This is a genomic window from Thermocrinis ruber (genome assembly GCF_000512735.1).
Classification (GTDB): domain Bacteria; phylum Aquificota; class Aquificia; order Aquificales; family Aquificaceae; genus Thermocrinis; species Thermocrinis ruber.
In genome coordinates this window covers 483,821-507,444 of sequence record NZ_CP007028.1, presented here as the reverse complement: position 1 = coordinate 507,444, position 23,624 = coordinate 483,821, and the positions used below count along the sequence as shown (strand labels likewise).

The following is a 23,624-nucleotide window of genomic DNA, read 5'->3' as shown; positions in this document are numbered from 1 at the left end:
GTGGCGGCGGGAGGACTCGAACCTCCGACCTGAGACTTATGAGATCTCCGCTCTAACCAGCTGAGCTACGCCGCCTGCTATATTAATATTATATAATGCGAGTTGTAATAGTGGGCAACGGTCCAGCCTCCGCCTCTGCCATAGAAGCCTTCAGACAAGTGGATCAGGACTCGGAAATCATTGTGCTGTCTGATGAACCTTACCCTACCTACGCACCCAACTGTATGGAGAATGTGATCCGGGGGGACATTTCAGAGTCTGCCCTCTTTTACAAGGGTGGCTTTGAGTTTTACGAGCGCTACAAGGTGGATTTCAGACCAAACAAGGAGGTGGTGGGTATTGATAACAAAAGAAAGGTGGTGATCGTCAAGGGCGGGGAGGAAATTCCCTACGATAAGTGCCTGCTTGCGGCGGGTGCCAGCGCCTTTATTCCACCCATACCCGGAAGGGAATTGGGAGGTGTAACCACCGCGAAGAATTTGGACGATGCCAAAAGGATCAGAGATCTTGTGCTCTCTGGAAAGGTTAAAAGGGTTGTGATCGTGGGAGCTGGTCCCATAGGGGTAGAGGATGCGGAGACGCTAAGAAGCATGGGTTTAGAAGTTGCAGTGGTGGAGTTCTTTGACCGAGTTCTTCCTAGGATGTTGGACAAATACATGGCGCACAGGTACATGGAAGTCCTGCAGAGGGAGGAGGGTATAGAGTTTTATCTGAACCATCAGGTTGTGGCAATTCATGGAGAGGATGGGTGGGTGGAGGCGGTGGAGATAGTTCAAAACGGGAGCGACAGGAAGAAGTTCTTGAGGGCAGATTTGGTGATCCTCTCCACCGGCGTTAGACCGAGAACCCACTTGGTTGCCAACACAGACATAAAGCTTCACATAGATGAGGTCCGTGGTAGGGTGGTGGGTGGTATCCTTGTGGATGAATATCAAAGAACCTCAGACCCGGATGTGTATGCAGCCGGGGACATATGCTCGGGCATTGATGCTTGGGGTAGGCAAAGATGGATTGCCCTGTTTCCTCCAGCCCAGCAGGGTGGTGCGGTAGCGGGCTACAACATGGCAGGCTTAAAGGTAAAGCACTCAGGTCTTGTAGATTACAACGCGGTAAAGACACGCTCGGTGCCCGCGGGCAGTGGAGGGCTCTTTGAGGATGCGGAAGAATCCTTGGTTTTTGAATACGAAGAGTACTTGATTAAGGTATTTCTAAAAGAAGGTGAGGTCTATGGCTATCAGTTTGTGGGAAGACCAACCAAAAGAAGACTAAACCAAGCTAATCCCTTCCTTAAGGGCTTAGACGCTAAGGCGTTTCTAAACAACAGAGGTTTGGGCTTAGAAGCCAGTGGCGTGCTTTTCCATCACTTCATAAAGCAGAAGGATAGGACCTTTTCCTCGGAGGTCATAGAGGTTATCAAAAGGGGCATGCTAAGAAGCTTAGGAAATCCTAAGTTTGAGCTTCCACTGTTTCATCGGGAATGAAGACCTCCACTCTGTTTCTTCCTCCCTCCTTTGCCCAATAGAGGGCAATGTCCGCCTCCTTTATAAGCTCATCTATACTCTGCATACCCTTCCTGTATTGAGAGATGCCTATGCTCACCGTAAATACGATTACAATAGAACCATGCTCTACCGGGTTTTTGGCAACTGCTGTCCTTATCCTTTCCGCCAAAACCTTTGCCCCCTCCAACTCCGTGTTGGGAAGCAGAACCACAAACTCCTCTCCGCCAAACCTTGCGCATATGTCCGATTTTCTTACTATACCTCTGAGCACACTCGCAAAGGTCTTCAAAACCAAATCTCCAACATCATGCCCATAGGTGTCGTTGATCTTCTTGAAATGGTCTATGTCCATAACCAAAAGGGAAAGGGGTTTTTCGTATCTCTTTACCTCTTCAAAGATAAGGCTTGCGTGTTCAAAGAAAAACCTTCTGTTTGGCAAACCGGTGAGTGGATCGTAATAAGCCAGTTCCTGAAGCTCTCTGTTTTTCTCCTCAAGCTCCGAAAGCAACCTACCTATGGTAAGGGCTGTATCCACTAAGTTATTCCTTAAATGGTCAAGCTCATCCTTCGGCTTGTCAGTCTTCAAAAGCTCAATTCCTGAAAAATTCCCCTCTTTGATCCCGCTGGATAACTTCTGAAGCTTTACTATTCTGTTCACCAAATTTTCAGAGAATAAATAGAGGAGTAGAAAAGACAAAAGGGAAAGTGCAAAAGAATAAACACTAAGAATACCCATAAGCACATAGAAACTTATGTATATTTGGGAGACATCCTTTATAAAAAGCACCTTTCCCATAGGAAATCCTTTCCTATCCGAGAGAGGGAACTCTACCACCAAGTTTTTGTTCCATAACTTACCATACACCGCATAGCCCCTTGTATCAAGGGGAACATCTAAAACATCCTGTTTTGACATGCCCGCGATGACATAGTTATCCTTGAATATCTTGCCTTTTACAAATCTGTCCAAAAATTCCTTAGGAAGTTCTTCTACATAGTACCTGTTGTACAAAATTACCCACTCTACACTATTAAACTTCCTTATTACCTCCAACAATTCCACAAAATTTACTCCCAAAAACCAGCATTCGTTGCCTATTGAAGTATTTTTCCCGTAATAAATTGAATCGGTGGTGAGCCAATAGTAAGGTCCGCCAGTGCAGTTGCCATTAATCCTAAAGGCTATGTAGTATTTATTCTCTGGTGGCTTTGGCAAAGCGCTAACAAGTTCAAGATCCTTAAGCTTATGCTCAAGCAAACTGTTTAGGTTGTTATACAGAAAGTCCCTTTCCTTGATTAAGCTGTGTTGGCTTATTCTTTGAAAAATAAAGAAAAGAAAGGCTACTGTGGGTAAAAAGGTTATTAAAAAAGATACAATTATCCTGAGTAAGACCCTTCTTTTTAACATTCAAAGAGTTCTCTCCTCAAAAAGCCATCAAAGACTCTGACAACCCCACCTTCAAGGAAAACTTCCCTGAAATCGTTGTCAAAGTCTATGGCAAGGACCTCTCCACCTTTGGTTAGAACTCGCACGGGTTTCTTTGAGACAATACCCTTTTTGTAGGCTACTATGGCGGAGGCGGTGGCACCTGTCCCGCAGGCTAAGGTCTCTCCCTCCACGCCCCTTTCGTATGTTCTTATTCTTATGGCATCATCTCCTTCCCGCTCTATAAAATTCACGTTTGTACCCTTAGGTTGGAACTCAGGATGGAACCTTATTGCCCTGCCAAGCTTTATCACATCAATTTTTTCAAGGTCGTTTACTACTGCCACAAAGTGTGGCACGCCCGTGTTTATAAAGTATCCTTCTATACTCTGTGTGTCCAAGCTCAAGGAGACCTCTCTGTAATCTTTAGGTGGTGTAAGCTGGACCTTTATTCTCTTTCCACCGTCCAGAACGTAAGCCCTTATAACCCCCGCCAAGGTTTCAAAGCGCACCTCTTTGCCCACTATCCCCTCATCAAAGGCAAACCTAACCGCACAGCGAGAACCATTACCGCACATTTCTGCCACAGACCCGTCCGAGTTGAAAAATTGCCACTTAAAGTGGTTCTCTGGATTCTCCGGGTTCTCTATCAGTATTAGCCCATCTGCCCCAACTCCCGTATGAAAGGCACAAACCTTTTTTACAAACTCTTTAATATCAAGGTTCAAAGACCTTAAAAACTCTTCAACTTTTCCATCTCTGTTGTCTATGACCACAAAGTCATTGCCCGAACCCTGAAGCTTGGCAAAACGCATGAAAAAATTTTAGCAAAGATCAAAGCTTTATTAGATGCTCATAAACTATCTTTCCTCCCAAAAACCCCTGATAGAAAAGCAGGATCACCAAAAGCACCAAAAGAACAGTAAATACATTTCTAAAGGCGGGTTTTTTGTCCATCAAAAACCTTACAACACCCAAAGCCAAAAAGAGAGGCGTCAGGGATAAACCAAGATACTCGTGAATTTCAAAGGCTGGTGCATGATGGAGAATATCTTCTATTGGCTCGTGGGCTATGATGCCTGAAATAGTGCCTCCTACCACCGCAAGAACGCTCAGGTAGGTGATGAGGGCGTGCAGTCCGTCGGGCTGGATTTTTTTAAACCTGTAGTAAAGGTCTATCACCAAAAGGGCAACGGGCAGGGCTATGGCAAAATGGACCACCGGCGGATGAACCTTTATAAGGTCTATTGCTTCCATCTTACCTCACCTCCTTATTAAAATCTTAATACCTTTGCACCAAAACCACACAGAAACAGGCTATTCCCTCCTCTTGGCAAAACCCTTCCCTTCTCTTGCCCTTTAGGGAAACCTGCTCCCTTTCCACACCCAAAAGCTTGGCTAAGTTCTCTATGAGCCTTTCTTTGATGGGTGCGATCTTTGGTTGGTTTGCCACCAAGGTGCAGTCCACATTGACTATGCGGTAGCCCTTTTGGTGCAATTTTTCTAATGCGGTCTTTAAAAAGATGGCAGAGTCTGCGTTCTTCCACCTTGGGTCTGTGTCTGGAAAGAGTTGTCCTATGTCCTGTTCTCCGATCGCAGACAGAAGGGCGTCTGTGATAGAGTGCAGGACCACATCTCCGTCCGAGTGTCCCCTTAGCCCCTTTGGGAAATCTACGCGCACACCCGCTAAAATTAAAGGTTTGCCCTCCTCAAAGGGATGGGCGTCAAAGCCAAAGCCTACCCGGAACATCACAAAATCTCCCTCAGCACCTCTATGGCAAAATCCACATGTTCCTTTTGGATTATCAAAGGTGGAACAAACCTTATGACCCTTTCCGCGGTGCAGTTTATGAGCAGTCCTCTTTCTAAGGCTTTTAAAACCACCTCTTGACAGTTTTCCTCCCTCTCAAGCCCCAGCATCAACCCCCTTCCCTTTACCCTTCCAAAGGGTCTGAGCCTTTCTTTGAAGTAGTTTCCCACCTCTTCCACATGGTCCAAGAGCTTTAAAACCTTTTCTATTACCACCTTTGCACAGGCGCAGGCTAAAGCATTGCCCCCAAAGGTAGAACCATGACTTCCGGGCTTAAAGGCTTGGGCTACCTCCTCCCTTGCAATCACACAGCCTATGGGAAAGCCACCACCAAGACCCTTTGCTAAGGTTATAATGTCTGGCTTTATGCCAAAGTGCTGATAGCCATAGAACTTACCCGTCCTTCCTAAGCCCGTTTGAACCTCATCCACTATAAGAAGTAGCCCCTCTCTTCTGCAGAGTTCCTCCACCTTTACCAAAAACTCGCCCTCCGCCTCGTTTATGCCCCCTTCCCCCTGGATCACCTCAAGCATTATGCCCGCAGTTTCTTTCCTCAGAAGCCTTTCCACAGATTTTATATCGTTGAGTTCTGCATAATCAAAACCATCAAGCAGTGGTTCAAACCCCTTATGGATTTTCTCCTGGGCTGTGGCGGACATTGCCCCAAAGGTCCTTCCGTGAAAGGAGTTTTTAAAGGTTATAATTCTGTATCTTTTTTCTCCCTTCTCCCAGAAGTACCTTCTTGCCAGCTTTATGGCCCCCTCGTTTGCCTCTGCACCACTGTTGCAGAAAAAGACCTTTGCAGGCTCACCAAACTGCTCCACCAACAGCTTTGCAGTTTCCTCCTGCCAAGGGTTCTGGTAAAGGTTAGAAACATGCCAAAGTTTGTGTGCCTGCTCACACAGTGCCCTTACAAGGTCTGGGTCCGAGTGTCCCAGCACATTCACCGCCACTCCACCCACCAAGTCCAAGTACCTTTTACCCTCTTCATCGTAAAGATAAACTCCCTCTCCGCGCACAAAAGATACAGGAAGCCTTTTGTAAGTGTCCATCAGAAAGCTCATGAGAGAAACTCCCTTAATCTGTTTATTGCTTCCTTTAGCTCTTCCTCTCTACGAGTGTAAGCCAGCCTTACAAAGTGATTGGTTTGGTTTTTTCCAAAGTCTATGCCCGGTGTGAGGGCTACCTTTGCCCCTTTTAGAACCTCAAGGCAGAACTCGTAAGCATCTTGGGAGTATTCGCTGATGTCCGCCCAAAGGTAAAAGGCACCACTGGGTTTTCCCTTTATAGGCAGTATATCCTTTATGCCCTCGTATAGCAGGTCCCTGCGTCTTTTGAAGGTCTCTTTGACCTTTGAAAGGTAATCGTAATCAAAGGCACCCAAGGCGGAATACTGGCTGAGGGTTGGAGCGCAGATATAGATGTTTTGCATGACTACCTCCGCCCTTCTTATGAGGTCCTCTGGTAGGATCATCCATCCCACCCTAAAACCGGGCATACAGAAAAACTTAGAAAAGCCATTTATAACAATAGCCCTGTCCCAAAACTCAAGAGCAGTTCTCTCCTTTCCTTCATAAACAAGCCCATGGTATATCTCATCGGATATTAAGTATATGTTCCTTTCCTTGCAGTATTCACACAGGGCTTTGAGGTTTTCCTCATCGTAGAGGGTGCCCGTTGGGTTTGATGGAGAAGAGATATGAACACCCTTAATGTCCAAACCTTCCAAGTGCTCTGGTGTGATCTGATAGTTTGTGCTTTCATCAACATTGATAAAGACGGGCTCCACACCCAAAAGATGGGCAAAGTTCTTGTAGCAAGGATAAGATGGGTCTGCTAGGGCTACCCTCTCTCCAATGTCAAAGAGTATGGAGTAGGCTACCAAGAAGGCAGAGGATGTGCCGGTGGTAATAACCACCCGGTTTGGGTCTATATCAACTCCGTAATAGTCCCTGTAATGTTTGGCAATCCTTTCTCTGAGTTCCCACAGCCCAAGGCTTGGAGTGTAGTTAAAGAGTCCCTTTGAGACAGCCCAATTTAAACGTTCTATTACACCCGGTGGTGGCTCCAAGTCTGGCTCTCCAATTTCCAAATGCACAACATCGGGAATTTCTTGGGCTAACTTTAGAATGTCCATTACTATGAAAGGGCTCAGTTCTTTTCGCATGGTTGGGTTCAAAAATTATAAAACCCTTCTTTTTATTCTCTTTGAAAGATTGCACATAAGCTCGTAGGGTATGGTTCCCGCCAGTTTGGCTAAATCTGTAAAGCTCTGCCTCTGACAAACTATATCTACCCAATCTCCTACCTTTGGCTGTGTTCCGCCCAAATCCACGATGGTCATATCCATAGTGATGTTGCCGAGTATTTTTACGGGCTTTCCTTGGTAATAAAGGACGCCCCTGTTGGAAAGGCTCTTCATGAGCCCGTCCGCATAACCAAAGGCAACCACACCCACCAAGGTGTCCCTTTCAAGGATATAGCTCCTTGAGTAGGATATAGGATGTCCCTTGGGAAGATTTTTAACGGATATTAGCCTTGCCCTCAAAGTGAGGACTGGCTTCAATTCAATGGGATAGTTAGGCAAAGGCTTTTCTCCATACAGGGCAAGACCGACCCTTATGTGGGTAGCAAAGGGCACTCTGTAGATCAGTCCCGCCGAGCTTTCCAAGTGCACATACTTTATTCCTTTGTATCTTTCAAGGATTTTTTTGAAAACTTCTATCTGCCTTTTGGAAAACTCCTCGTCTGCGGGAGAGGAAAGGTGTGTTAGCAAACCCTCTACCCTTGGGTCCTCTACAAACTCATCCAAAAAACCGAGCCTTCCCATACCCGTGTCAAACTTGAGATGTAAAGGAACTTTTAGCCCCTCCACCGCCCGCAAGTGTTCCCTGTGGGATATAACCGGTGTTAGCTTATAATCCACCAAAGCTTTTCCTTCACCCTTTAGCACTCCACCCAAGATTAGGATGGGCTTTTTTACCCCTAATTTTCTCAATTCAATGCCCTCCTCCACGCAGGCAACCGCCAAAAACTCCACCTCCCTTAAAGACTCCAAAAGGCTTGCAATATACTTTACTCCCACGCCGTAGGCATCAGATTTGACAACCGCTATGATGGGCTTGCCGGAAAACTGATAAAGACTCCTTACGTTATGAAATAAAGCTTCCTTGTCTATCAGGAGGACGCTCCGGGACATTAAGCTTTTATTTTAAAGTAGGGTCCTCCCTTTTTCCTGTAAGAATTTCAATGAGCTCTTTGACGGTTATTATGCACTGCTTTTTCAAAAGATGACCGTTAGCACCGCTTATGAATATGCCTTCCTCATAATCTCCAAGCCACGCCGCACCCAGCCTGTCCGCAATGCAAAATCCCACCTTTTTCGCCTCCTCTCCTTTGTTGCAAGGCACCACGCAGTGGGAAACACAACCGTTCCATCCGTTATACCCAAGCAACAGCCTTTCCACAAAGGGCGTCTTTACCACCCTCAGTGGATAACCCACAGGAGACTTAAAGAGTATGATGTCATCCTCTTCCGCCTTCAGCAAAATTTCCTTGTATATATCCGGTGCGTCGCACTCTACGGTGGCTATAAAACGAGTTGCTATTTGAACACCGCTCGCACCCCTCTCCATATACCAAAGGATGTCTTGGTAGCTCCAAATTCCTCCCGCAACTATGACGGGAATTCCACCCCACCTTTGGGCTTCCTCAAGAACTGAAGGAAACAGATTTTCCAACTGATACTCAGGCATAAAGCACTCTTCGTACTTAAAACCCTGATGCCCTCCAGACTTGGGACCCTCCAAAATCACCGCATCCGGTAGCCTTTTGTATCTCTTCTCCCATGTCCGGCATATCAGATTAAGAGCCCTTGCAGAGGAAACTATGGGAATAAGGGCAACATCCGCACCCTCTGCGTATTCTGGCATTTTCAAAGGCAATCCCGCGCCGGTTATTATGGCATCCGCCCCCGCTTCTATTGCATCCCTAAGCACACGCCCATAATCCGTTATAGCATACAAAATATTTACCCCTATAGCACCCCTACCTTGAGAAATCTCTTTGGCTTTTTGGATCATCAAAGTTAAAGCCTCTTTGCTGTGGGTGTATACAGAACCTATAGGACGCCCAAACTTATCCCTCTTGACAAGCTCCGGAAACCTATAACCTGTGCCCACCGCAGAAATAACACCCATAGCACCTTCCCTTGCCACAGCACCCGCCAGCTTCTCCCAAGAAAGACCAACACCCATACCACCTTGTATTATGGGAACTTCTAACACTTTATTTCTGAGTTTCAAAGGCTTTAAACTCATGGACCACCTCGCAAAAGTTTTGCTTATTAATTTAACCCACGGGGGTGGATAAAGCAAAATAATATAGCAGTGTTTAAAAAACTACACCCTATGAGATTGAGTTAAAATTTGAGTAATGGGATACTTGGAGGATAACTCCACGCACTACTTTATACCCGGCATTGGTATTTACAATCTGAACATAGAAAAGGCAAAACCTGTGAAAACCCTATACGATTTTTTAGATGAAGTTGGAGAAATTGACAGATTAAAGAACTTAGACCATCTGGGTATTGTGAGGGAGGTTATTGACGGAGCAAGACATTCAAGGTTTGACTACATTGCCTTAATTTTTGCTTTGATAGACCAATGGGATCAAAAAGTAGATGAAATTCATGCATCAAATGTAAAGTTTAAACTTAAGGCTGGAGAAAAGGAGGTAAAAGGGAAAGATCTAATCAAATGCTGGGCGTTATTATTTAATATCGGGCACTTGGAGTGGACATTTTTCACGGAAAGGATCCTGTTAGAGTTTTTTTTGAAGAAAAACTTTATACAAGATTGATAGAAAACATTGATAGAGAAAAAATAAAGAAGAGAGCCAAAGAAATATTTAAATTCTGTGATTATAGCCATTTTTATCAAATCTTAGCTTATTTGAGGTTTGATTGTTTGTATAAAAAGAATAAGGACAAAATAAATAAAGAAGACAAAATCTGGTTTGAAGAAGTATATAAGCAGATGTTTGAAAGATATATTGTTGATGACTTTTCTGATAAAGTGGAAAAAAATAATTTACCCTACCTAAAAAGCTTATATCGTACTGTAAGAAACATTGCTTTTCTTGTTTTGGACTCATTCTATACTCCATCCGGGCTTAACCTTTCCCCTGTATTGCTATTTGATAATCCAGAACTTATACGTAGCATAGTTTTCGGTGAAACTGAAATTTCTAATACATTAAAATTTCTTTACAGACAGTTGTATAAAAGCGTGTACTTAAACGAGAAAGTCTTGGCAATACAGAGCCTATACTACGAATATTTGAAGGAAAAATTAAAAACGAAAATAGAAGATTTGAAAAATGGTATAGATATCTGTAATTGTGATTTTGTTAATAAAATTTACGATGAGTTGATAAAAGATATTATAAAAGAAGTCAAGAACGATGTGAAGAGCAAAAGTAAATGCGTACCTATTATGAGGTTTGAGTTTGAAGACGAGGACCTTAGTGAACAATTTAAAAAGAGGCTGGGCAAAGCCCGATTAGTAAAAATAAATTCAAATTCAAACTACTATAGAGTAGTTTGGAAAACACCTCTGAACTTCTATGTGATTCAATACAACTCCAGGTCTGATAAGCGAAGTTCAATAACAGCATTTGAAAAATCGTTTAATATGGTTAAAAAGTTCCTAAAGTGTATAAAGGATAAATATAATGGGGCGGGTTATATAGAGCATAAAAGGGATGTGATAGAAAAAATAGCTAAGAAATACATAGAACAGGCACTGAAACTCTTCTTTAATAGTAAAGATGTAAGATGGGAATGGGATCATACTTCATTTCTTAGGAGCTACTTCAATTTCCCTGATGCGGTTATAGGTTTCGCGGACGATGTCATTAAGTTTTACGAGAACAATATCATTTCAGAATTTAACAAAAAGCATAATGGAACAAGCAAAAGCGTAAAGAAAGAATTAGAGGCAAAGTCTAAGGTTGTTGAAAAACTTAAAAATGATGAGTCAATAAAAGGAAAAGATATTCTTTGTATGACAATATCAAATCTAATTGCATATTCTGTACACTCTGGAGATCAACTTATGGAAGTTGATGGTTTAATTCTTGGTTTAACCACAGGAAAACAACTCTTTATATGCTTAATAGAAGCAAAAAGTGGTAATAAAAAGGCGGTAAAAAATTTGAAATCAAAAATTTGTGCTCGTGTAGGAGACATTTTAGAAGTCTATGATATATCTGACATACCTAATTTGATAAACTCGGTAGAAGGTTTAGACGATGACAGCATAGCTTACTTGATAATAACAGATGACTTACTTGATAATAACCGACGAAAAAATCCCAATCTTCCCTAACCCTTGACTTTTTGCTAAATGAGAATTATTATCAATAGTTAGGAGGAAACGGAATGGAGAGAGTTTATATTTTTGACACCACCCTTAGGGATGGAGAGCAGGCACCGGGTTTTTCTATGACTACGGAGGAAAAGCTCCAGATGGCACTTCAGTTGGCAAGGCTTGGGGTTGATGTAATAGAGGCGGGCTTTGCGGCGGCCTCTAAGGGGGACTTTGAGGCGGTTAAGCTTATTGCGGAAGAGGTCAAAGGACCTGTGATATGTTCCTTGGCAAGGGCTTTGGAAAAGGACATTGAACTTGCAGCACAAGCCCTTGAGGGGGCAGAAAGGAAAAGAATACACACCTTTATTGCCACCTCTGAAATTCATATGAAATACAAGCTAAGGCTACCTCCTGAAGAGGTGCTTGAGAGGGCAGAGAAAGCGGTTGCCTTTGCCAGAAGATTTACCGACGATGTGGAGTTTTCCTGCGAAGATGCTACGCGCAGTCAGAGGGAGTTTTTGTATAGGATCATAGAAAGGGCAATAAAGGCGGGTGCCACTGTTATAAACATACCGGACACGGTGGGCTATGCGGTGCCAGAAGAGTTTGCCCAGCTCATAGAGGATATTCGCAACAATGTGCCAAACATAGACAAAGCTATAATTAGCGTCCATTGCCACGATGACCTTGGTATGGCGGTGGCAAACTCTCTGATGGCTATAAAGCACGGGGCAAGGCAGGTAGAATGCACTATAAACGGTATAGGGGAGAGGGCTGGCAACGCAGCACTGGAAGAGATAGTGATGGCTCTGAAGGTAAGAAAGGACTTCTTTGGTGGGCTGTACACCAACATAAACACCAAAGAACTCTATAAAACCAGCCGGCTACTTTGCCGGATCACTGGGAGCTTTGTGCCACCCAATAAGGCGGTGGTTGGAGACAATGCCTTTGCCCACGAATCGGGCATTCACCAGCACGGAGTGCTCTCTAATCCATTAACCTATGAGATCATGAGCCCAGAGGATGTAGGCTTTCCATCTACACGCATAGTGCTCGGAAAACACTCCGGCAGGCATGCCCTTAAAAGCAAGCTAAAGGAAATGGGCTATGAGCTCTCGGAGGAGGAAATAGACAAAATCTTTGAAAAGTTCAAAGCCCTTGCGGACAAGAAGAAAGAGGTGTACGAGGAAGACTTGGAGGCGATCATCTACGAGGAGGTTATGAAAATAGAAGAGGAAGAGCCGGTGAAGGTCCTACACTATCAGGTTCAAACGGGAGACAAGCTACTTCCTACTGCAACGGTGGTACTCTCTTACATGGGAGAAGAAAGAACAGCCACTTCCACCGGAAACGGTCCTGTGGATGCTGTAATAAAGGCAATACAAAAAGCACTGGGTATAGAGCCCAAACTCTTGGATTTTTCCATAAAAGCCCTAACGCCCAACACGGACGCCCAAGCGGAATCAAGGCTTGTGATAGAACTTGATGGTATTAAGTCCTCCGGAAGAGGTGTGGATGTGGATGTGATAAAGGCAAGTGTGCAGGGCTTTGTGGATGCCCTCAATAGGGCTATTCTAAGAAAGAACTACATCCTCTCAAGGCAGAGAGTTAGAGAGGAGGGCACCGTTTAAGCTTTAAGGTATGTGGCAGAAAGCAGAGCTCTTGTGTATGGGCTTTTTGGTGCATCAAAGATAGAAACCACATCGCCCTCCTCCACCACCTCTCCCTCTTTTAAAACCAAAACCCTGTCTGCCACCTCAGCCACCACTCCAAAATCGTGGGTTACCAAAATAATGCCCTTTCCCTCCTCCTTCAACTGGGTAAAAAGTCCCAAGATCTTTCTTTGAACGGTTAAGTCTAAAGCGGTGGTAGGTTCGTCCGCCAGCACCAGCTTTGGGTTGCAAACCACCGCAATGGCAATGCAAACCCTTTGCTTTAGTCCTCCAGAAAGCTGATGAGGGTAAGAGTTCATAACCCTCTCCACATCCTGCACACCAACCTTTTTTAGCACCTCTACGACCCTCTCCTCTCCCCCCGCTTTACCGAAGTGGGCGGTGTATGCCTCAAGGATCTGATCCTTTACCTTAAAAAGAGGGTCCAAATACAGAGAGGGTTCCTGAAAGACTATGCCTATTTCTTTACCTCTTAGCTTTCTGTATTCTTCCTCCCGTAGGTTCAAAAGTTCCTTTCCTTCCAAAAGGATGCTACCGCTCAGCTTTGCGTTCTTGGGCAAAAGACCCATAATAGACAGCAAAATGGAGCTCTTCCCTGAACCCGATTCGCCCACTATACACAGGACTTCTCCTCTGTTTAAGGAAAAGCTAACATTCTTTAAAACCCTTTTATCACCGTAGCTTAGGGAAAGGTCTTTTACCTCAAGTAGCATTTATAAGCCTTTCAAAGGTGGGCTTTATGCGGTCGTAAAGCTCCCAAAGGTCTTGGGATATCACCTTTGTTTTGGCTATGGTGGGCATAAAGTTTGTGTCTCCGTTCCATCTGGGGACTATGTGAAGATGAATGTGACTCTCTAAGCCCGCACCCGCAGACCTGCCCAAATTGTAGCCAAGATTAAAGCCGTGGGGCTTTATAACTTCCTCCAAAGCCTTTATGGAGACAACCGTTAGCCTGTGAATTTCCAAAACCGTCTCTTGGTCCAAAAGACAAAAGTTCCCTATGTGTTCTATGGGGGCGACCATAAGATGTCCTGCATTGTACGGATATTTGTTAAATATCACAAAGGCTTTTTTACCTCTATATAACACCAAATGATCCCTCAGCTTTTCCTCCGGTTGGGAGACCGCATCACACAAAAAGCACCCAGAAGTTTGGTCTATCTTTTCCACATATGAACTTCTCCAAGGAGCCCACAGAAGGTTCATAGCCTCAAAAGCCTCCTTATTGCGGTTTCTACTTCCTCCTCTGTGGGTATGTAATCGTGCCTTTCCAGTTCCATGGTGTCCCTAAAGTAGAGCACCGTCGGAAAGTAAAAGATGCCCAAGTCTTCGGGAGTGGTGTTTTCTTCTGCGTTCATAGCAAAGAAATTGACCTTATCACCGTATATTGCCTTAAACTTGGCAAGAAGGTCAAAGAGCTCTTGATTTTTCTCCGAGCCGGGCTTGTAGAAAATGACCACTGCAGGCTTTTCCGCAGAAATTGCCCTGTCGTATATATCCTTATCTGTCAGCTCTTCAAACATTTACCACACCTCCAAAGGTAATTTTATCCCAAAGCCTGTATGATTGAACTCATGGTTTGTGAATGTGTAAGCATACTTGTTCCTTGGCTTTTGGAATTCTACCACCGCTTTGCATTTGGGGGATAAAAAAAACTTGCACTTTTTTTTGTTTGGGATTATAATTATACGCATTGAGCTGTTCTATGGAAGGGAGGGCGCCTAACCTTCTGTAGTTCCGCTCTAAGTAAATTTTTTGTAGGAGGTTTTTAGCACCATGAAGTTCACAGGCACCGTTAAGTGGTTCAGCAAGGAAAAGGGTTATGGCTTCATAACCCGCGATGACAATCAAGGAGATGTCTTTGTACACTTCTCCGCCATTCAGCAAAGAGGTTTCAAAACCCTTCAGGAAGGTCAGAGGGTGGAGTTTGAGGTGGAGCAAGACGCAAAGGGACCGAGGGCAAAGAACGTAAGAGTAATTTCCTGACACACCTTTCCCCCTTCGGGGGGCTTTATATATTTTTTTCTTTTATGGAAGAGATTTTGTTTGAAAAGGGTGTAAAACATACCCTTCATGGTTTGAACTTTTACCTTTCCTACTTTGACGATCTTGCCAGAGTTTTACCGAGAGATTGCTACTGCTTTATTGTGGGAGGATGGGTAAGGGACAGAGTTCTTGGGGAACCGGTTGGCTACAAGATAGACATAGACTTACTGCTTACCTGCGACCCGTTAAAGGTGGCATCAGATTTTGCAAAGCTCGTGGGAGGGTCATACTTTGAGTTTGAAAAGAAGGGGCTTTTTAGAAGACCCACCATAGCCACCGTCATAATAAATCTTCCACCTTATAAGTACAGGTTTGACTTTGCCCAAATAAAGGGAAAGGATGTGGAGAAGGCTCTAATAGAGGACCTTCTTTCAAGGGACTTTACCGCCAACGCTATGGCCGTTAGCATTGATGATGTTCTTAGCATAGGTGCCAAGCAAACGATCCTCTATGATCCAGCCCATGGTATGGAAGACCTTCAGGAGGGCATCCTTAGACCTGTGTCCTTGAAGAACTTAGAAGAGGACCCTGTCAGAATGCTGAGGGGCTTTAGGCTCAGCGTGGAGAAAAGGTTGGATCTAACTCAGGACTTTTTGGACTTTGTCAAGAAAAAGGCGGAGCTTATAAAAAAGGCACCCATGGAAAGGGTCTCTTTAGAACTGCTCAAAATTCTACGGCACAGAGAAGGCGGAAAGGTTATTCGGCTACTTTATGAAAACAATCTGCTCCAGCAGATCATTCCAGAGACGGAAAGATGGAAGGAGATCACAAACCAAGGGCAACATCACAAATACCCCCTCGATGAGCACATGCTGAGAATTATGGAGTTTATAGACCAAGTGGTGGAAGAAAGAGAAAGGTTTTTGCCCGCAGAGCTTTTGAAAGGAATAGGAGAGAAAGAATTTTTGGGGGAATTCTCCGATCTGGAACTCCTTAAGCTCTCTGCCCTTCTTCATGATATTGCCAAACCCTACACCTTTGAGCTAAGGGATGGCAAAGCCACCTTTTACAATCACGATAAATTGGGAGCCCAAATGTCAAGGGACATTCTCAAGAGGCTAAGACTAGGGGATGATGCAATTCAGTTTGTTTCCAAGTTGGTGGAACATCATCTGCGACCTTTTTATCTGAGGGAAGCTTTTAAAAAGGGTGAGCTTACAAACCGAGGAAAGGCAAAGTTTTGGAGGGATTGCGGAGACATTGCAGGTTGGCTCTTTTTGCACGCCATTGCGGATGCCTTTGCCAGCGGAGACGATCAGGAGGAAATCAGTTGGCTTTTGAAGACCATCCACGAGCTTGAGGATTTTAGAAGAAAGGAACTTAGCAAAATACCCACTAAGCCTTTGCTCTCCGGAGATGAGATCATGGAGATTTTAGGAATAGGTCCGGGTCCAAAGGTAGGGGAAATAAAAAGGGCTTTAGAGCAAGCCCAATGGGAAGGAATTGTAAAGACCAAAGAGGAAGCCATAAACTTTGTGAAATCTCAAAAGCTTTAAGACTCCCTCCTCCAAGGTCTGTGTTCCATCGCCTGTTCAAAGGTATATGGACACTTTTGTGGGAAATCCTCCTCCGTAGGAAGTCTGCCAAAGTATTTTTTGGCTAAGTCCTCCGCCTCTTCAAACCAACCTACAAGGTTTATGACCGCATATTGCCAAGCTTTTTCCAAGCTTTCTTTTTGCTCAGCCTTTTGTCTGAGGGAAGGAGTATCTTTAAAGAGCTTTTTGATCTCGTTTCTTGCGTTATTTATGCTCTTTTTCCAACTGTCACCCCAATAAACCTTCTCCCTGAAGTTTTCCCACTTGTAGAGGTGCTCCATTATAACTGCCATAAGGTTTATCAGGCTTTTTAGTTCCCTCCTTGCCATATCCTCTATCTCCTCCAGGAGATTTTCCCAGTCTACAAGGTCGTATTCTCTGTTTTTAAGAAGCTTCAGATTTTCCATAACCCAAAGGTAAAAGTCCTTTTCGTATAGCTCTTTTAGGTTTTGGGTCTTTAGTTCCATGGTTTTTGAATTTATTCCTTCACAAGCTCAAAGTTTGTTGGAGAGCCGTCCTTTAGCCTAAGTTCAAAACCTATGCCACAGTCCTGCCCTTGCTTTCCTACCTTCCCAAGCACCTGACCCTTTTTTACGCTTTCTCCTTTCTTCACAAAGACCCTTTCCGCCCTTGTATAAACGGTTATGTATCCGTCTTCCTGCTCTACCATAACCACCCAACCGTAGCCCTTAAGGTCATCCCCCGCATAGAGCACTCTGCCTCTTTCAACAGCCCTAAAGAATTCATCGCAGGAGCTTTTTATAAAGTAGCCTCTGTGGGATCTAATTGGGGCACCTTTAACGGGCATTGGCACCTTTGGAACTTCCACAGTAGGCGGTTTTACCTCTTGTTCCCTTGCGGGCTCCTTGGGCTTTGGGATTTCCTTTGGGGGTTTAGACGGGGTCTCTTGCTTTCTATACACTGGAGGCCTTCTGTCCCTGATCTCTATTTGCACGCAGGAGTTAATAAAGGTAATTAAAAGGAAGACCGTAATCGCCTGCTTCCAAGCTCCTGTAGGCATTTGGTAGGTATTCTACCAGATCAAGGGCTCGGACACTTTCCGTGTGCTTTTCTCTTTCTGCAATCTCTCCAGCCAGTCCATGGATAAAGACACCCAACTTGAGGGCATACTCCACCTCAAAGCCCCTTCCCACCAGTGCAGACAGAATGCCAGAGAGCACATCACCCACTCCACCCTTTGCCATGGCAGGAGTTCCCCTTGTGGATAAAAAGCAGCTCCCATCGGGCGTCCCTATAGCAGTCCTTGAAGACTTTAGCACCACATAGCATTGGTTATTAACAGCAAACTCCAAAGCCCGGTCCATAAGGTTATGGATGATATCCTCCTTTGGTAGACCTGAAAGCCTTTCAAACTCTCCCACATGAGGCGTCAGAATGGTAGGACTGCCTCTTTCCCTCAAAACCTCCAGCCTTTTGCTGTCAGCCAAGTTGTTCAGGGCGTCCGCATCCAAGAGGATGGGCTTTTCCCAAACTTCCAAGAGCTTTAGCACAAGCCTTTGTCCCTCCTCGGTCCTTCCCATGCCCATTCCGATCCCTAAAACGCTAAACCTATCCTGTTCTTTAAGGATAGTCTCCCAAGCCCTGTAAGAGAGAAAGTCCTCTCCGGGCAAGGGAATGCTCATCTCTTCGGTGAGGGCTACTTCAAAGATGGGATTTAAATTCTGCGGAACACCCACGCTAACGAGCCCAGCACCAGCCCGGGTAGCAGCCTTCGCAGACATGATAATAGCCCCTGTTTTCCCAACGCTACCACCTACCAAAAGTACATGCCCAGCCTTTCCTTTGTGAATGTCTGGCTCCCTTTTAGGCGGTTCAACCCTCAAAATCACCTCCCTTCTTACATCCTCCACAAAAACCTCGGGTATTCCTATGTGGGCTACGTAAAGCTCTCCACATTGTTTTGACGCCGGATGCAAAAGGTGGCATATCTTTGGAAACTGGAAGGTAACGGTGATGTTGGCTTTAACGCTTGGGGTGTAGAGCTTTCCACTGTCTGCGGAGAGCCCGGAAGGAATATCCACCGAAAGGATGGGCACCTTTGTTCTTTCTAAGGTTTTTATTATTGCCTCCGCGGGTGGTTTCACCGGTGGCTGAAAGCCCGTGCCAAAGATGGCATCTACGACAAGGTGGTAATTTTCCAAGGGTGGAAGCTCCTTCAGAGGCTCCACTCCTAAAGCCTGCAGGAGGTTGAGTTGGAGTAGTGCATCTCCCTTTACCTCACCAAACACAAGGAATACATCCACCCGGTAGCCCCAGAGCTTTAAATGTCTTGCACAGGCAAGCCCATCTCCTCCGTTGTTTCCTTTGCCCACTAACACAAGGACCTTTGAACCTTCTGGGAACTTCTGCTTGATGACCCTCGCCACCGCCAAGGATGCGTTTTCCATGAGCACAAGGGAAGGAATGCCAAGCTCTTGTATGGTTTTTATGTCCGCAAGGGACATTTCCTCTGAATTGAGGACCTTCATGCTTAAAATATTAACCTATGATACTGTTTGTTTTGCTAGTACTCCCTCTTTTTGTTTTTGCCCAGAGCTTTGAACAGCTTGAAAAAAGGCTTGCCCAGATCAACACAATAAAAGTCTCTTTTGTGCAAAAGACAAAATACACTTGGCGCACCAAGGAGGATGTAGCAAAGGGCTTTTTTTATGCCCAAAAGGGCGGAAAGTTCCGCATAGAGTACGAACAGCCGGAGAAGATGATTATTGTTTCCGATGGAAGGGAGGTCGTTCTTTACTATCCAGCCCAGGGCAATGCCCTAATAGACAGTATGGAGAAGAATCAATCTCCGGTGGTGGAGTCTTTGCTTTTGGTCTCAAAGCCACTGGGGGAGGTCTTTGACCTGGTGGGAGAAATTGAAAGGGAAGGGAGGAGGTTTTTTGTCTTAAAGCCCAAGGTTAATGACGAGTTCTTTCATAGGGTTTTAGTTCATGCGGACCGGGATGGAACGCCAAGGTTGGTTCGCGTAGAGGAAAAGGATGGAACTATTACAGAGATAGAGTTTTTAGAGGTGCGCACAAACTTTAGTCCTTCTCAGGGTCTTTTTAAACTACAACTGCCACCCAATGTTAAAGTAAAAAGGGTTTATTGAACGTATGGTTAAGGTGGAAAGGGCGACCGCGGAAGACATAGAGGAGTTAGCCAACATATACTTGGAAGGCTACGCTGGACTTGAGGAATACTCTTACACCCACAGGGAGGATGTGCTTGCTTACCTTAACTGGCTCTTTAGGAGGGATGTGGCGGGTGTTTTTGTGGCGCAGGTGGATGGCAAAAAGGTAGGGTTTGTGGCAGCGGACGGGAATTGGTTTAGCAAGAGGGAAGGCAAGGTGGTGGGTGCCATACATGAGCTGGTAGTTCTGCCCGAGTACAGAAATAAGGGCATTGGAAAAAAGCTTTTGGAGAAAGCCCTTGAATACTTTAAAGAGAGGGGTCTGCCTCTGGCGGAGCTCTGGGTTGGTGATGAAAACATAAGGGCTATAGAATTTTATAAAAAGCACGGCTTTGAAGAGAGGGATAGGTTTAACTATTGGATCAGGATGACCAAACGGTTGGAAAATGAGGATAGTGGTTAAAATAGGCTCAAACCTTATCCAAACGGAGGAGGGAGATATAGACCTCAGTCTCATTAGCAAGCTGGGCAGAGAAATAAAGAGGCTAAAAGCCTTGGGAAATGAGGTGGTCATAGTCTCCTCCGGTGCGGTGCTCTGTGGTCTAAAGAAGCTGAACTTAACAGAAAGACCAAAGAGTTTGGTGGAAAAGCAAGCTTTGGCGGGCATTGGGCAAGCTTATCTTATTCATCTTTACGACCTTGTCTTTTCCAACTATAAGCTTGTGCCCGCTCAGGTGCTTTTGACCTCCGATGTGTTTACCGACAAACACAAGTTTGAGAACGCTAAGAATGCCTTGGAAAAGCTTCTGGAGATGGGTGCGGTGCCAGTGATCAACGAAAACGATGCGGTGGCTGTGGAGGAGCTTCTCTTTGGCGACAACGACTTCCTTGCGGTGCATACCGCCTTTATGCTTCAGGCAAACCTTTTGGTGATCCTATCTACCGCGGGAGGACTCAGAGACCACCAAGACCGGGTAATTCCCTTTGTGGAGGACGTGGATTCAGCCTTTGCCTTTGTTAGAGGGGTCAATTCCACCTATGGCACCGGCGGAATGCTCAGCAAGCTGACAGCCACCAAGATTGCGGTCCGTTTGGGAATTCCGGTGGTCATAACCGGAAAAGAGGACTCTTTGGAGGAGATCCTACAGGGCAGGACAAAGGGCACCTACTTTAAGCCTCTACCTCCACCAAGGCAGGGCAAAAAACTGTTGGCTATGGTGGAAAAGCCAAGGGGTGCCCTTTACATAGATGAGGGTGCCTTTAAAGCCCTCAAATCGGGCAAGAGCCTGCTTCCTGCGGGTATAAAGAGGGTGGAGGGTAGCTTTCAGCGCGGTGATGTGGTGGTTATCTATACGGAGGATGGTCTGCTGGTGGGCAAAGGCAAAACCAACTTTTCCTCTGAGGAACTAAGGAGGGTTCTTGGAAAGAAAGGGGAGGAGGTTAGGCGTATCTTGAAGACCACCAAAGAGGAAGCGGTGCACAGGGACTATATGGTGGTCTTTTAGAGTAGCCTTTGGGCAAGGGCAAGGTCCTCTGGATATGTGATCTTTATGTTAGTGGGCTCGCCCATAACCACACCTACCCTGTAGCCATACCTTTCCAAAAGCATGGCATCGTCCGTGGCAAAAAAGCCTTCGCTCCTTGCCCTAAAGTGGCATTCCAAGAGAACCTTTCTTAAGAAGGCTTGGGGTGTTTGTGAATGCCAAAGACCTGTCCTGTCAATAGTTTTTATCACCATACCTTCTGAGACCTGCTTTAGGGTATCCCTGACGGGTAGGGCACAGATCTTTCCTTCAAAGTCTCCGAGCTCAGAGACCTTTAAAAAGAGCTCTCTGCTGGCAAAGGGTCTGGCACAGTCGTGAATGATCACTATATCTCCCTCCGCCTCAAGGATGCCCTCAAGGACAGAGTCCTGTCTTTCCTTACCTCCCGCTACCTTTTTAACCTTTGGTGGCACCTTTATCTTTTGTAGGTCCTCCTCCGGCAATACTAAGATAACCTCCTCAAAGAGGTCCAAGACCTTCTCCAAAGAGTGCATGTAAAGGGGCTTTCCACCAAGTAGAATATACTGCTTTTTTGTGCCGAACCTACTTCCTTCGCCTCCCGCAAGGAGTATAACGCTCCTCTTCATACCAGGTTCAAAAGCTCTCTGAGTTTTTTGATCTCATCCCTCAGCTTTGCTGCCTTCTCAAACTCCCACCTTTTTGCACACTCCCACATCTCCTTTTCCAGACGGCTGATCTTTTCTACGAGGTCTTCCTCGTTCTTTATGTCCTTGGGTAGATTCATCGGCAGGCGCACATAGTCCAGCTCTTCTATGGCTAAGAGTTCCTTTACGGGCTTTACTATGCTCTTGGGAGTTATTCCGTGCTCCCTGTTGTATTTCTCTTGAATTTCTCTCCTTCTGTTGGTTTCCTCTATGGCCTTTTGCATGGAAGGGGTTATACGGTCTGCGTAAAGGATTGCTTTGCCGTTTATGTTCCTTGCAGCCCTTCCTATCATCTGAATAAGCGAAGTGTAGCTTCTCAGAAAGCCCTCCTTGTCCGCCTCCAAAATGGCAACCAAAGAGACCTCGGGCAAGTCCAAGCCTTCTCTAAGCAGATTAACTCCCACTATCACATCAATGCTTCCCTCTCTCAACTCTTTTACTATCTTTGCCCTCTCTATGGCGTCAAGCTCTGAGTGCATATACTTGGCTTTTATGTTCCTCTCCTGAAGGTATTCGGATACTTCCTCTGCGAGCCTTTTGGTGGTGGTGAGCACTAGTGCCCTCTCTTTTCTCTTCTTTCTCTGCTGAATTTCTCTGACCAGGTCCTCTAACTGTCCAGTGGTGGGTCTAACTTCCACCTGTGGGTCCAAAAGTCCCGTAGGTCTGACGATCTGCTCCACCACTACGCCCGCACTTCTTTCTATCTCCCACGGTCCTGGGGTAGCGGAAACATATATGGCTTGGTTGATCCTCTCCAAAAACTCTTCAAACTTTAGCGGTCTGTTGTCCAAGGCGGAGGGCAATCTCCAGCCGTATTCTACCAGTTTTTCTTTGCGGGACCTGTCTCCGTTATACATAGCCCTTATTTGGGGAATGGTTACGTGGGACTCGTCTATTATGAGCAGAAAGTCCTCGGGGAAATAGTCAAGCAAGGTGTAGGGAGGTTCTCCCGGCTGTCTCCTATCAAAGTACCTGGAGTAGTTCTCTATTCCTTTGCAGTGTCCAATTTCTCTAATCATTTCTATATCGTGCATAGTTCTCTGATAGAGCCTTTGGGCTTCTACGAGCCTTCCCTGATCCTTGAACCACTTTACCCTTTCGTGCAGGTCCCTCTCTATCTGCTCCAAGGCAGATTCTATGATGTCCCGGGGTGCTATGTAGTGGGATGCGGGGAAGAGCACCACCTTTTGGAGTTCCTTTAGCTTGTTTCTGTTGAAGGCATCCAAAAGGCTTATGCTCTCTATTTCGTCGTCCCAAAACTCCACCCTGATAATTTGGTCCTCCATGTCGGAGGGGATGATCTCCAAGGCAGAACCTCTGAAGGAAAAGGTTGCCCTCTTTATGGAGTAATCGTTCCTTTCGTACCCTATCTCCACTAGCATCCTTGCCAGCTTGCTTTGGCTTATTCTTTTTCCCACTTCTAAGGGTATTCTCATAGAGTAGTAGGAGTGAGGCGAGCCAAGTCCGTATATACAGGAGACAGACGCCACCACTATCACATCCCTCCTCTCCAGAACCGCTATAGTGGCGGAGTGTCTGTAGCGTTCCAGTATTTCGTTTATGGATGCGTCCTTTTCTATGTAAAGGTCCTTCTCGGGTATGTATGCCTCCGGCTGGTAGTAATCGTAATAGGAGATAAAGTATTCAACCCGGTTGTGAGGGAAAAGCTCTTTCAATTCTCTGTAAAGCTGTGCAGCAAGGATCTTGTTGTGGGCGATTATGAGGGTAGGCTTTCCGTATTTGGCTATCACATTGGCTATGGTGAAGGTTTTTCCTGTGCCGGTGGCACCAAGGAGCACTTGGTCCTTTACACCGCGCAAGAGGTTGTCCAGAAGCTCTTCAATAGCCTTAGGCTGGTCTCCTGCGGGCTTCAGGTTGGTAGAAAGCCTAAAGGTCTCTTCCGTTTGAACCATCTT

The 23,624-nt window shown here is 45.5% G+C and carries 25 protein-coding genes and 1 tRNA gene; 9 read left to right on the top strand and 17 right to left on the bottom strand.

What is annotated here, in order from left to right; all coding sequences use genetic code 11:
- Window position 1: 1 nt before the first annotated feature.
- A tRNA-Met gene (locus THERU_RS02750) sits at window positions 2-75 on the bottom strand.
- Window positions 76-95: 20 nt separating this feature from the next.
- Between THERU_RS02750 and THERU_RS02745 the strand changes: the two genes are divergently transcribed.
- A complete protein-coding gene (locus THERU_RS02745; protein ID WP_025305759.1) occupies window positions 96-1,481 on the top strand; it encodes an NAD(P)/FAD-dependent oxidoreductase in 1,386 nt (461 codons plus the stop codon).
- On the opposite strand, the gene THERU_RS08290 is transcribed toward THERU_RS02745, so the two are convergent.
- The 8 genes from THERU_RS08290 to THERU_RS02705 are packed head-to-tail and all read right to left on the bottom strand — an operon-like array spanning window position 1,447 to window position 9,057.
- Window positions 1,447-2,910, bottom strand: coding sequence for a GGDEF domain-containing protein (locus THERU_RS08290; RefSeq protein WP_025305758.1), 1,464 nt, complete (start codon window positions 2,908-2,910; stop codon window positions 1,447-1,449). The genes THERU_RS02745 and THERU_RS08290 overlap by 35 nt on opposite strands.
- Window positions 2,904-3,743: a diaminopimelate epimerase gene (gene dapF, locus THERU_RS02735; protein WP_025305757.1), complete on the bottom strand. Its 840-nt coding sequence runs from the start codon at window positions 3,741-3,743 to the stop codon at window positions 2,904-2,906. Before dapF ends, THERU_RS08290 begins: the two co-directional genes overlap by 7 nt.
- 19 nt (window positions 3,744-3,762) lie before the next feature.
- The gene (locus tag THERU_RS02730; protein WP_245565845.1) at window positions 3,763-4,185 is read right to left on the bottom strand and encodes a DUF2231 domain-containing protein; all 423 of its coding nucleotides are present in this window, start codon (window positions 4,183-4,185) and stop codon (window positions 3,763-3,765) included.
- A 25-nt stretch (window positions 4,186-4,210) separates the two neighbouring features.
- Window positions 4,211-4,678: a 2-C-methyl-D-erythritol 2,4-cyclodiphosphate synthase gene (gene ispF / locus THERU_RS02725; RefSeq protein ID WP_025305755.1), complete on the bottom strand. Its 468-nt coding sequence runs from the start codon at window positions 4,676-4,678 to the stop codon at window positions 4,211-4,213.
- Window positions 4,678-5,802 carry an aspartate aminotransferase family protein gene (locus THERU_RS02720; protein ID WP_025305754.1) on the bottom strand — a complete coding sequence of 375 codons (1,125 nt, stop codon included), beginning with the start codon at window positions 5,800-5,802 and terminating at the stop codon, window positions 4,678-4,680. Before THERU_RS02720 ends, ispF begins: the two co-directional genes overlap by 1 nt.
- Complete coding sequence (locus tag THERU_RS02715; protein ID WP_025305753.1) at window positions 5,799-6,905, bottom strand: pyridoxal phosphate-dependent aminotransferase; 1,107 nt, start codon at window positions 6,903-6,905, stop codon at window positions 5,799-5,801. The genes THERU_RS02720 and THERU_RS02715 overlap by 4 nt, the downstream gene beginning before the upstream one ends.
- A 15-nt stretch (window positions 6,906-6,920) precedes the next feature.
- A complete protein-coding gene (gene alr, locus THERU_RS02710) occupies window positions 6,921-7,937 on the bottom strand; it encodes an alanine racemase (protein ID WP_025305752.1) in 1,017 nt (338 codons plus the stop codon).
- A 7-nt stretch (window positions 7,938-7,944) separates the two neighbouring features.
- On the bottom strand, window positions 7,945-9,057 hold the full coding sequence (locus tag THERU_RS02705; RefSeq protein WP_038532043.1) for an NAD(P)H-dependent flavin oxidoreductase: 1,113 nt from the start codon (window positions 9,055-9,057) through the stop codon (window positions 7,945-7,947).
- A 115-nt stretch (window positions 9,058-9,172) separates the two neighbouring features.
- Between THERU_RS02705 and THERU_RS02700 the strand changes: the two genes are divergently transcribed.
- From THERU_RS02700 to leuA, 3 genes are read left to right on the top strand one after another with little or no spacing between them, the layout of a single operon-like run.
- Window positions 9,173-9,601, top strand: a complete 429-nt coding sequence (locus THERU_RS02700) for a hypothetical protein (protein WP_025305751.1) — start codon at window positions 9,173-9,175, stop codon at window positions 9,599-9,601.
- Entirely contained in the window at window positions 9,535-11,130 is a 1,596-nt protein-coding gene (locus THERU_RS02695) for a hypothetical protein (RefSeq protein WP_169727084.1), read from the top strand. The genes THERU_RS02700 and THERU_RS02695 overlap by 67 nt, the downstream gene beginning before the upstream one ends.
- 53 nt (window positions 11,131-11,183) lie before the next feature.
- A complete protein-coding gene (gene leuA, locus THERU_RS02690; protein WP_025305749.1) occupies window positions 11,184-12,743 on the top strand; it encodes a 2-isopropylmalate synthase in 1,560 nt (519 codons plus the stop codon).
- On the opposite strand, the gene THERU_RS02685 is transcribed toward leuA, so the two are convergent.
- From THERU_RS02685 to THERU_RS02675, 3 genes are read right to left on the bottom strand one after another with little or no spacing between them, the layout of a single operon-like run.
- On the bottom strand, window positions 12,740-13,498 hold the full coding sequence (locus THERU_RS02685) for an ABC transporter ATP-binding protein (protein ID WP_025305748.1): 759 nt from the start codon (window positions 13,496-13,498) through the stop codon (window positions 12,740-12,742). The two genes, leuA and THERU_RS02685, sit on opposite strands and share 4 nt — an antisense overlap.
- The gene (locus tag THERU_RS02680; protein ID WP_025305747.1) at window positions 13,488-13,991 is read right to left on the bottom strand and encodes an HIT family protein; all 504 of its coding nucleotides are present in this window, start codon (window positions 13,989-13,991) and stop codon (window positions 13,488-13,490) included. The genes THERU_RS02685 and THERU_RS02680 overlap by 11 nt, the downstream gene beginning before the upstream one ends.
- The gene (locus tag THERU_RS02675) at window positions 13,988-14,308 is read right to left on the bottom strand and encodes a thioredoxin family protein (protein ID WP_038532040.1); all 321 of its coding nucleotides are present in this window, start codon (window positions 14,306-14,308) and stop codon (window positions 13,988-13,990) included. Before THERU_RS02675 ends, THERU_RS02680 begins: the two co-directional genes overlap by 4 nt.
- A 253-nt stretch (window positions 14,309-14,561) precedes the next feature.
- Between THERU_RS02675 and THERU_RS02670 the strand changes: the two genes are divergently transcribed.
- Both THERU_RS02670 and THERU_RS02665 read left to right on the top strand, forming a co-directional pair.
- Window positions 14,562-14,771, top strand: coding sequence for a cold-shock protein (locus THERU_RS02670; protein WP_025305746.1), 210 nt, complete (start codon window positions 14,562-14,564; stop codon window positions 14,769-14,771).
- 44 nt (window positions 14,772-14,815) lie between these two features.
- The gene (locus THERU_RS02665; RefSeq protein ID WP_025305745.1) at window positions 14,816-16,327 is read left to right on the top strand and encodes an HD domain-containing protein; all 1,512 of its coding nucleotides are present in this window, start codon (window positions 14,816-14,818) and stop codon (window positions 16,325-16,327) included.
- Here the strand turns inward: THERU_RS02665 and THERU_RS02660 are convergent.
- Genes THERU_RS02660 through THERU_RS02650 form a run of 3 tightly spaced genes read right to left on the bottom strand, consistent with a single transcriptional unit; the run spans window position 16,324 to window position 18,855 of the window.
- Window positions 16,324-16,833, bottom strand: a complete 510-nt coding sequence (locus THERU_RS02660) for a DUF29 domain-containing protein (RefSeq protein WP_025305744.1) — start codon at window positions 16,831-16,833, stop codon at window positions 16,324-16,326. The two genes, THERU_RS02665 and THERU_RS02660, sit on opposite strands and share 4 nt — an antisense overlap.
- Before the next feature lie 11 nt (window positions 16,834-16,844).
- Window positions 16,845-17,387, bottom strand: coding sequence for a murein hydrolase activator EnvC family protein (locus THERU_RS02655; protein WP_025305743.1), 543 nt, complete (start codon window positions 17,385-17,387; stop codon window positions 16,845-16,847).
- Entirely contained in the window at window positions 17,329-18,855 is a 1,527-nt protein-coding gene (locus THERU_RS02650; protein WP_025305742.1) for a bifunctional ADP-dependent NAD(P)H-hydrate dehydratase/NAD(P)H-hydrate epimerase, read from the bottom strand. Before THERU_RS02650 ends, THERU_RS02655 begins: the two co-directional genes overlap by 59 nt.
- Window positions 18,856-18,872: 17 nt before the next feature.
- Between THERU_RS02650 and THERU_RS02645 the strand changes: the two genes are divergently transcribed.
- The 3 genes from THERU_RS02645 to proB are packed head-to-tail and all read left to right on the top strand — an operon-like array spanning window position 18,873 to window position 21,004.
- Window positions 18,873-19,478 (top strand): LolA family protein, encoded by a 606-nt coding sequence (locus tag THERU_RS02645; protein WP_025305741.1) that lies wholly within the window; start codon window positions 18,873-18,875, stop codon window positions 19,476-19,478.
- A gap of 4 nt (window positions 19,479-19,482) precedes the next feature.
- Entirely contained in the window at window positions 19,483-19,962 is a 480-nt protein-coding gene (locus THERU_RS02640; protein WP_025305740.1) for a GNAT family N-acetyltransferase, read from the top strand.
- A complete protein-coding gene (gene proB / locus THERU_RS02635) occupies window positions 19,946-21,004 on the top strand; it encodes a glutamate 5-kinase (protein ID WP_025305739.1) in 1,059 nt (352 codons plus the stop codon). Before THERU_RS02640 ends, proB begins: the two co-directional genes overlap by 17 nt.
- On the opposite strand, the gene ispD is transcribed toward proB, so the two are convergent.
- A complete protein-coding gene (gene ispD, locus THERU_RS02630; RefSeq protein ID WP_025305738.1) occupies window positions 21,001-21,630 on the bottom strand; it encodes a 2-C-methyl-D-erythritol 4-phosphate cytidylyltransferase in 630 nt (209 codons plus the stop codon). The two genes, proB and ispD, sit on opposite strands and share 4 nt — an antisense overlap.
- On the bottom strand, window positions 21,627-23,621 hold the full coding sequence (gene uvrB / locus THERU_RS02625) for an excinuclease ABC subunit UvrB (protein ID WP_025305737.1): 1,995 nt from the start codon (window positions 23,619-23,621) through the stop codon (window positions 21,627-21,629). Before uvrB ends, ispD begins: the two co-directional genes overlap by 4 nt.
- Window positions 23,622-23,624: the final 3 nt, after the last annotated feature.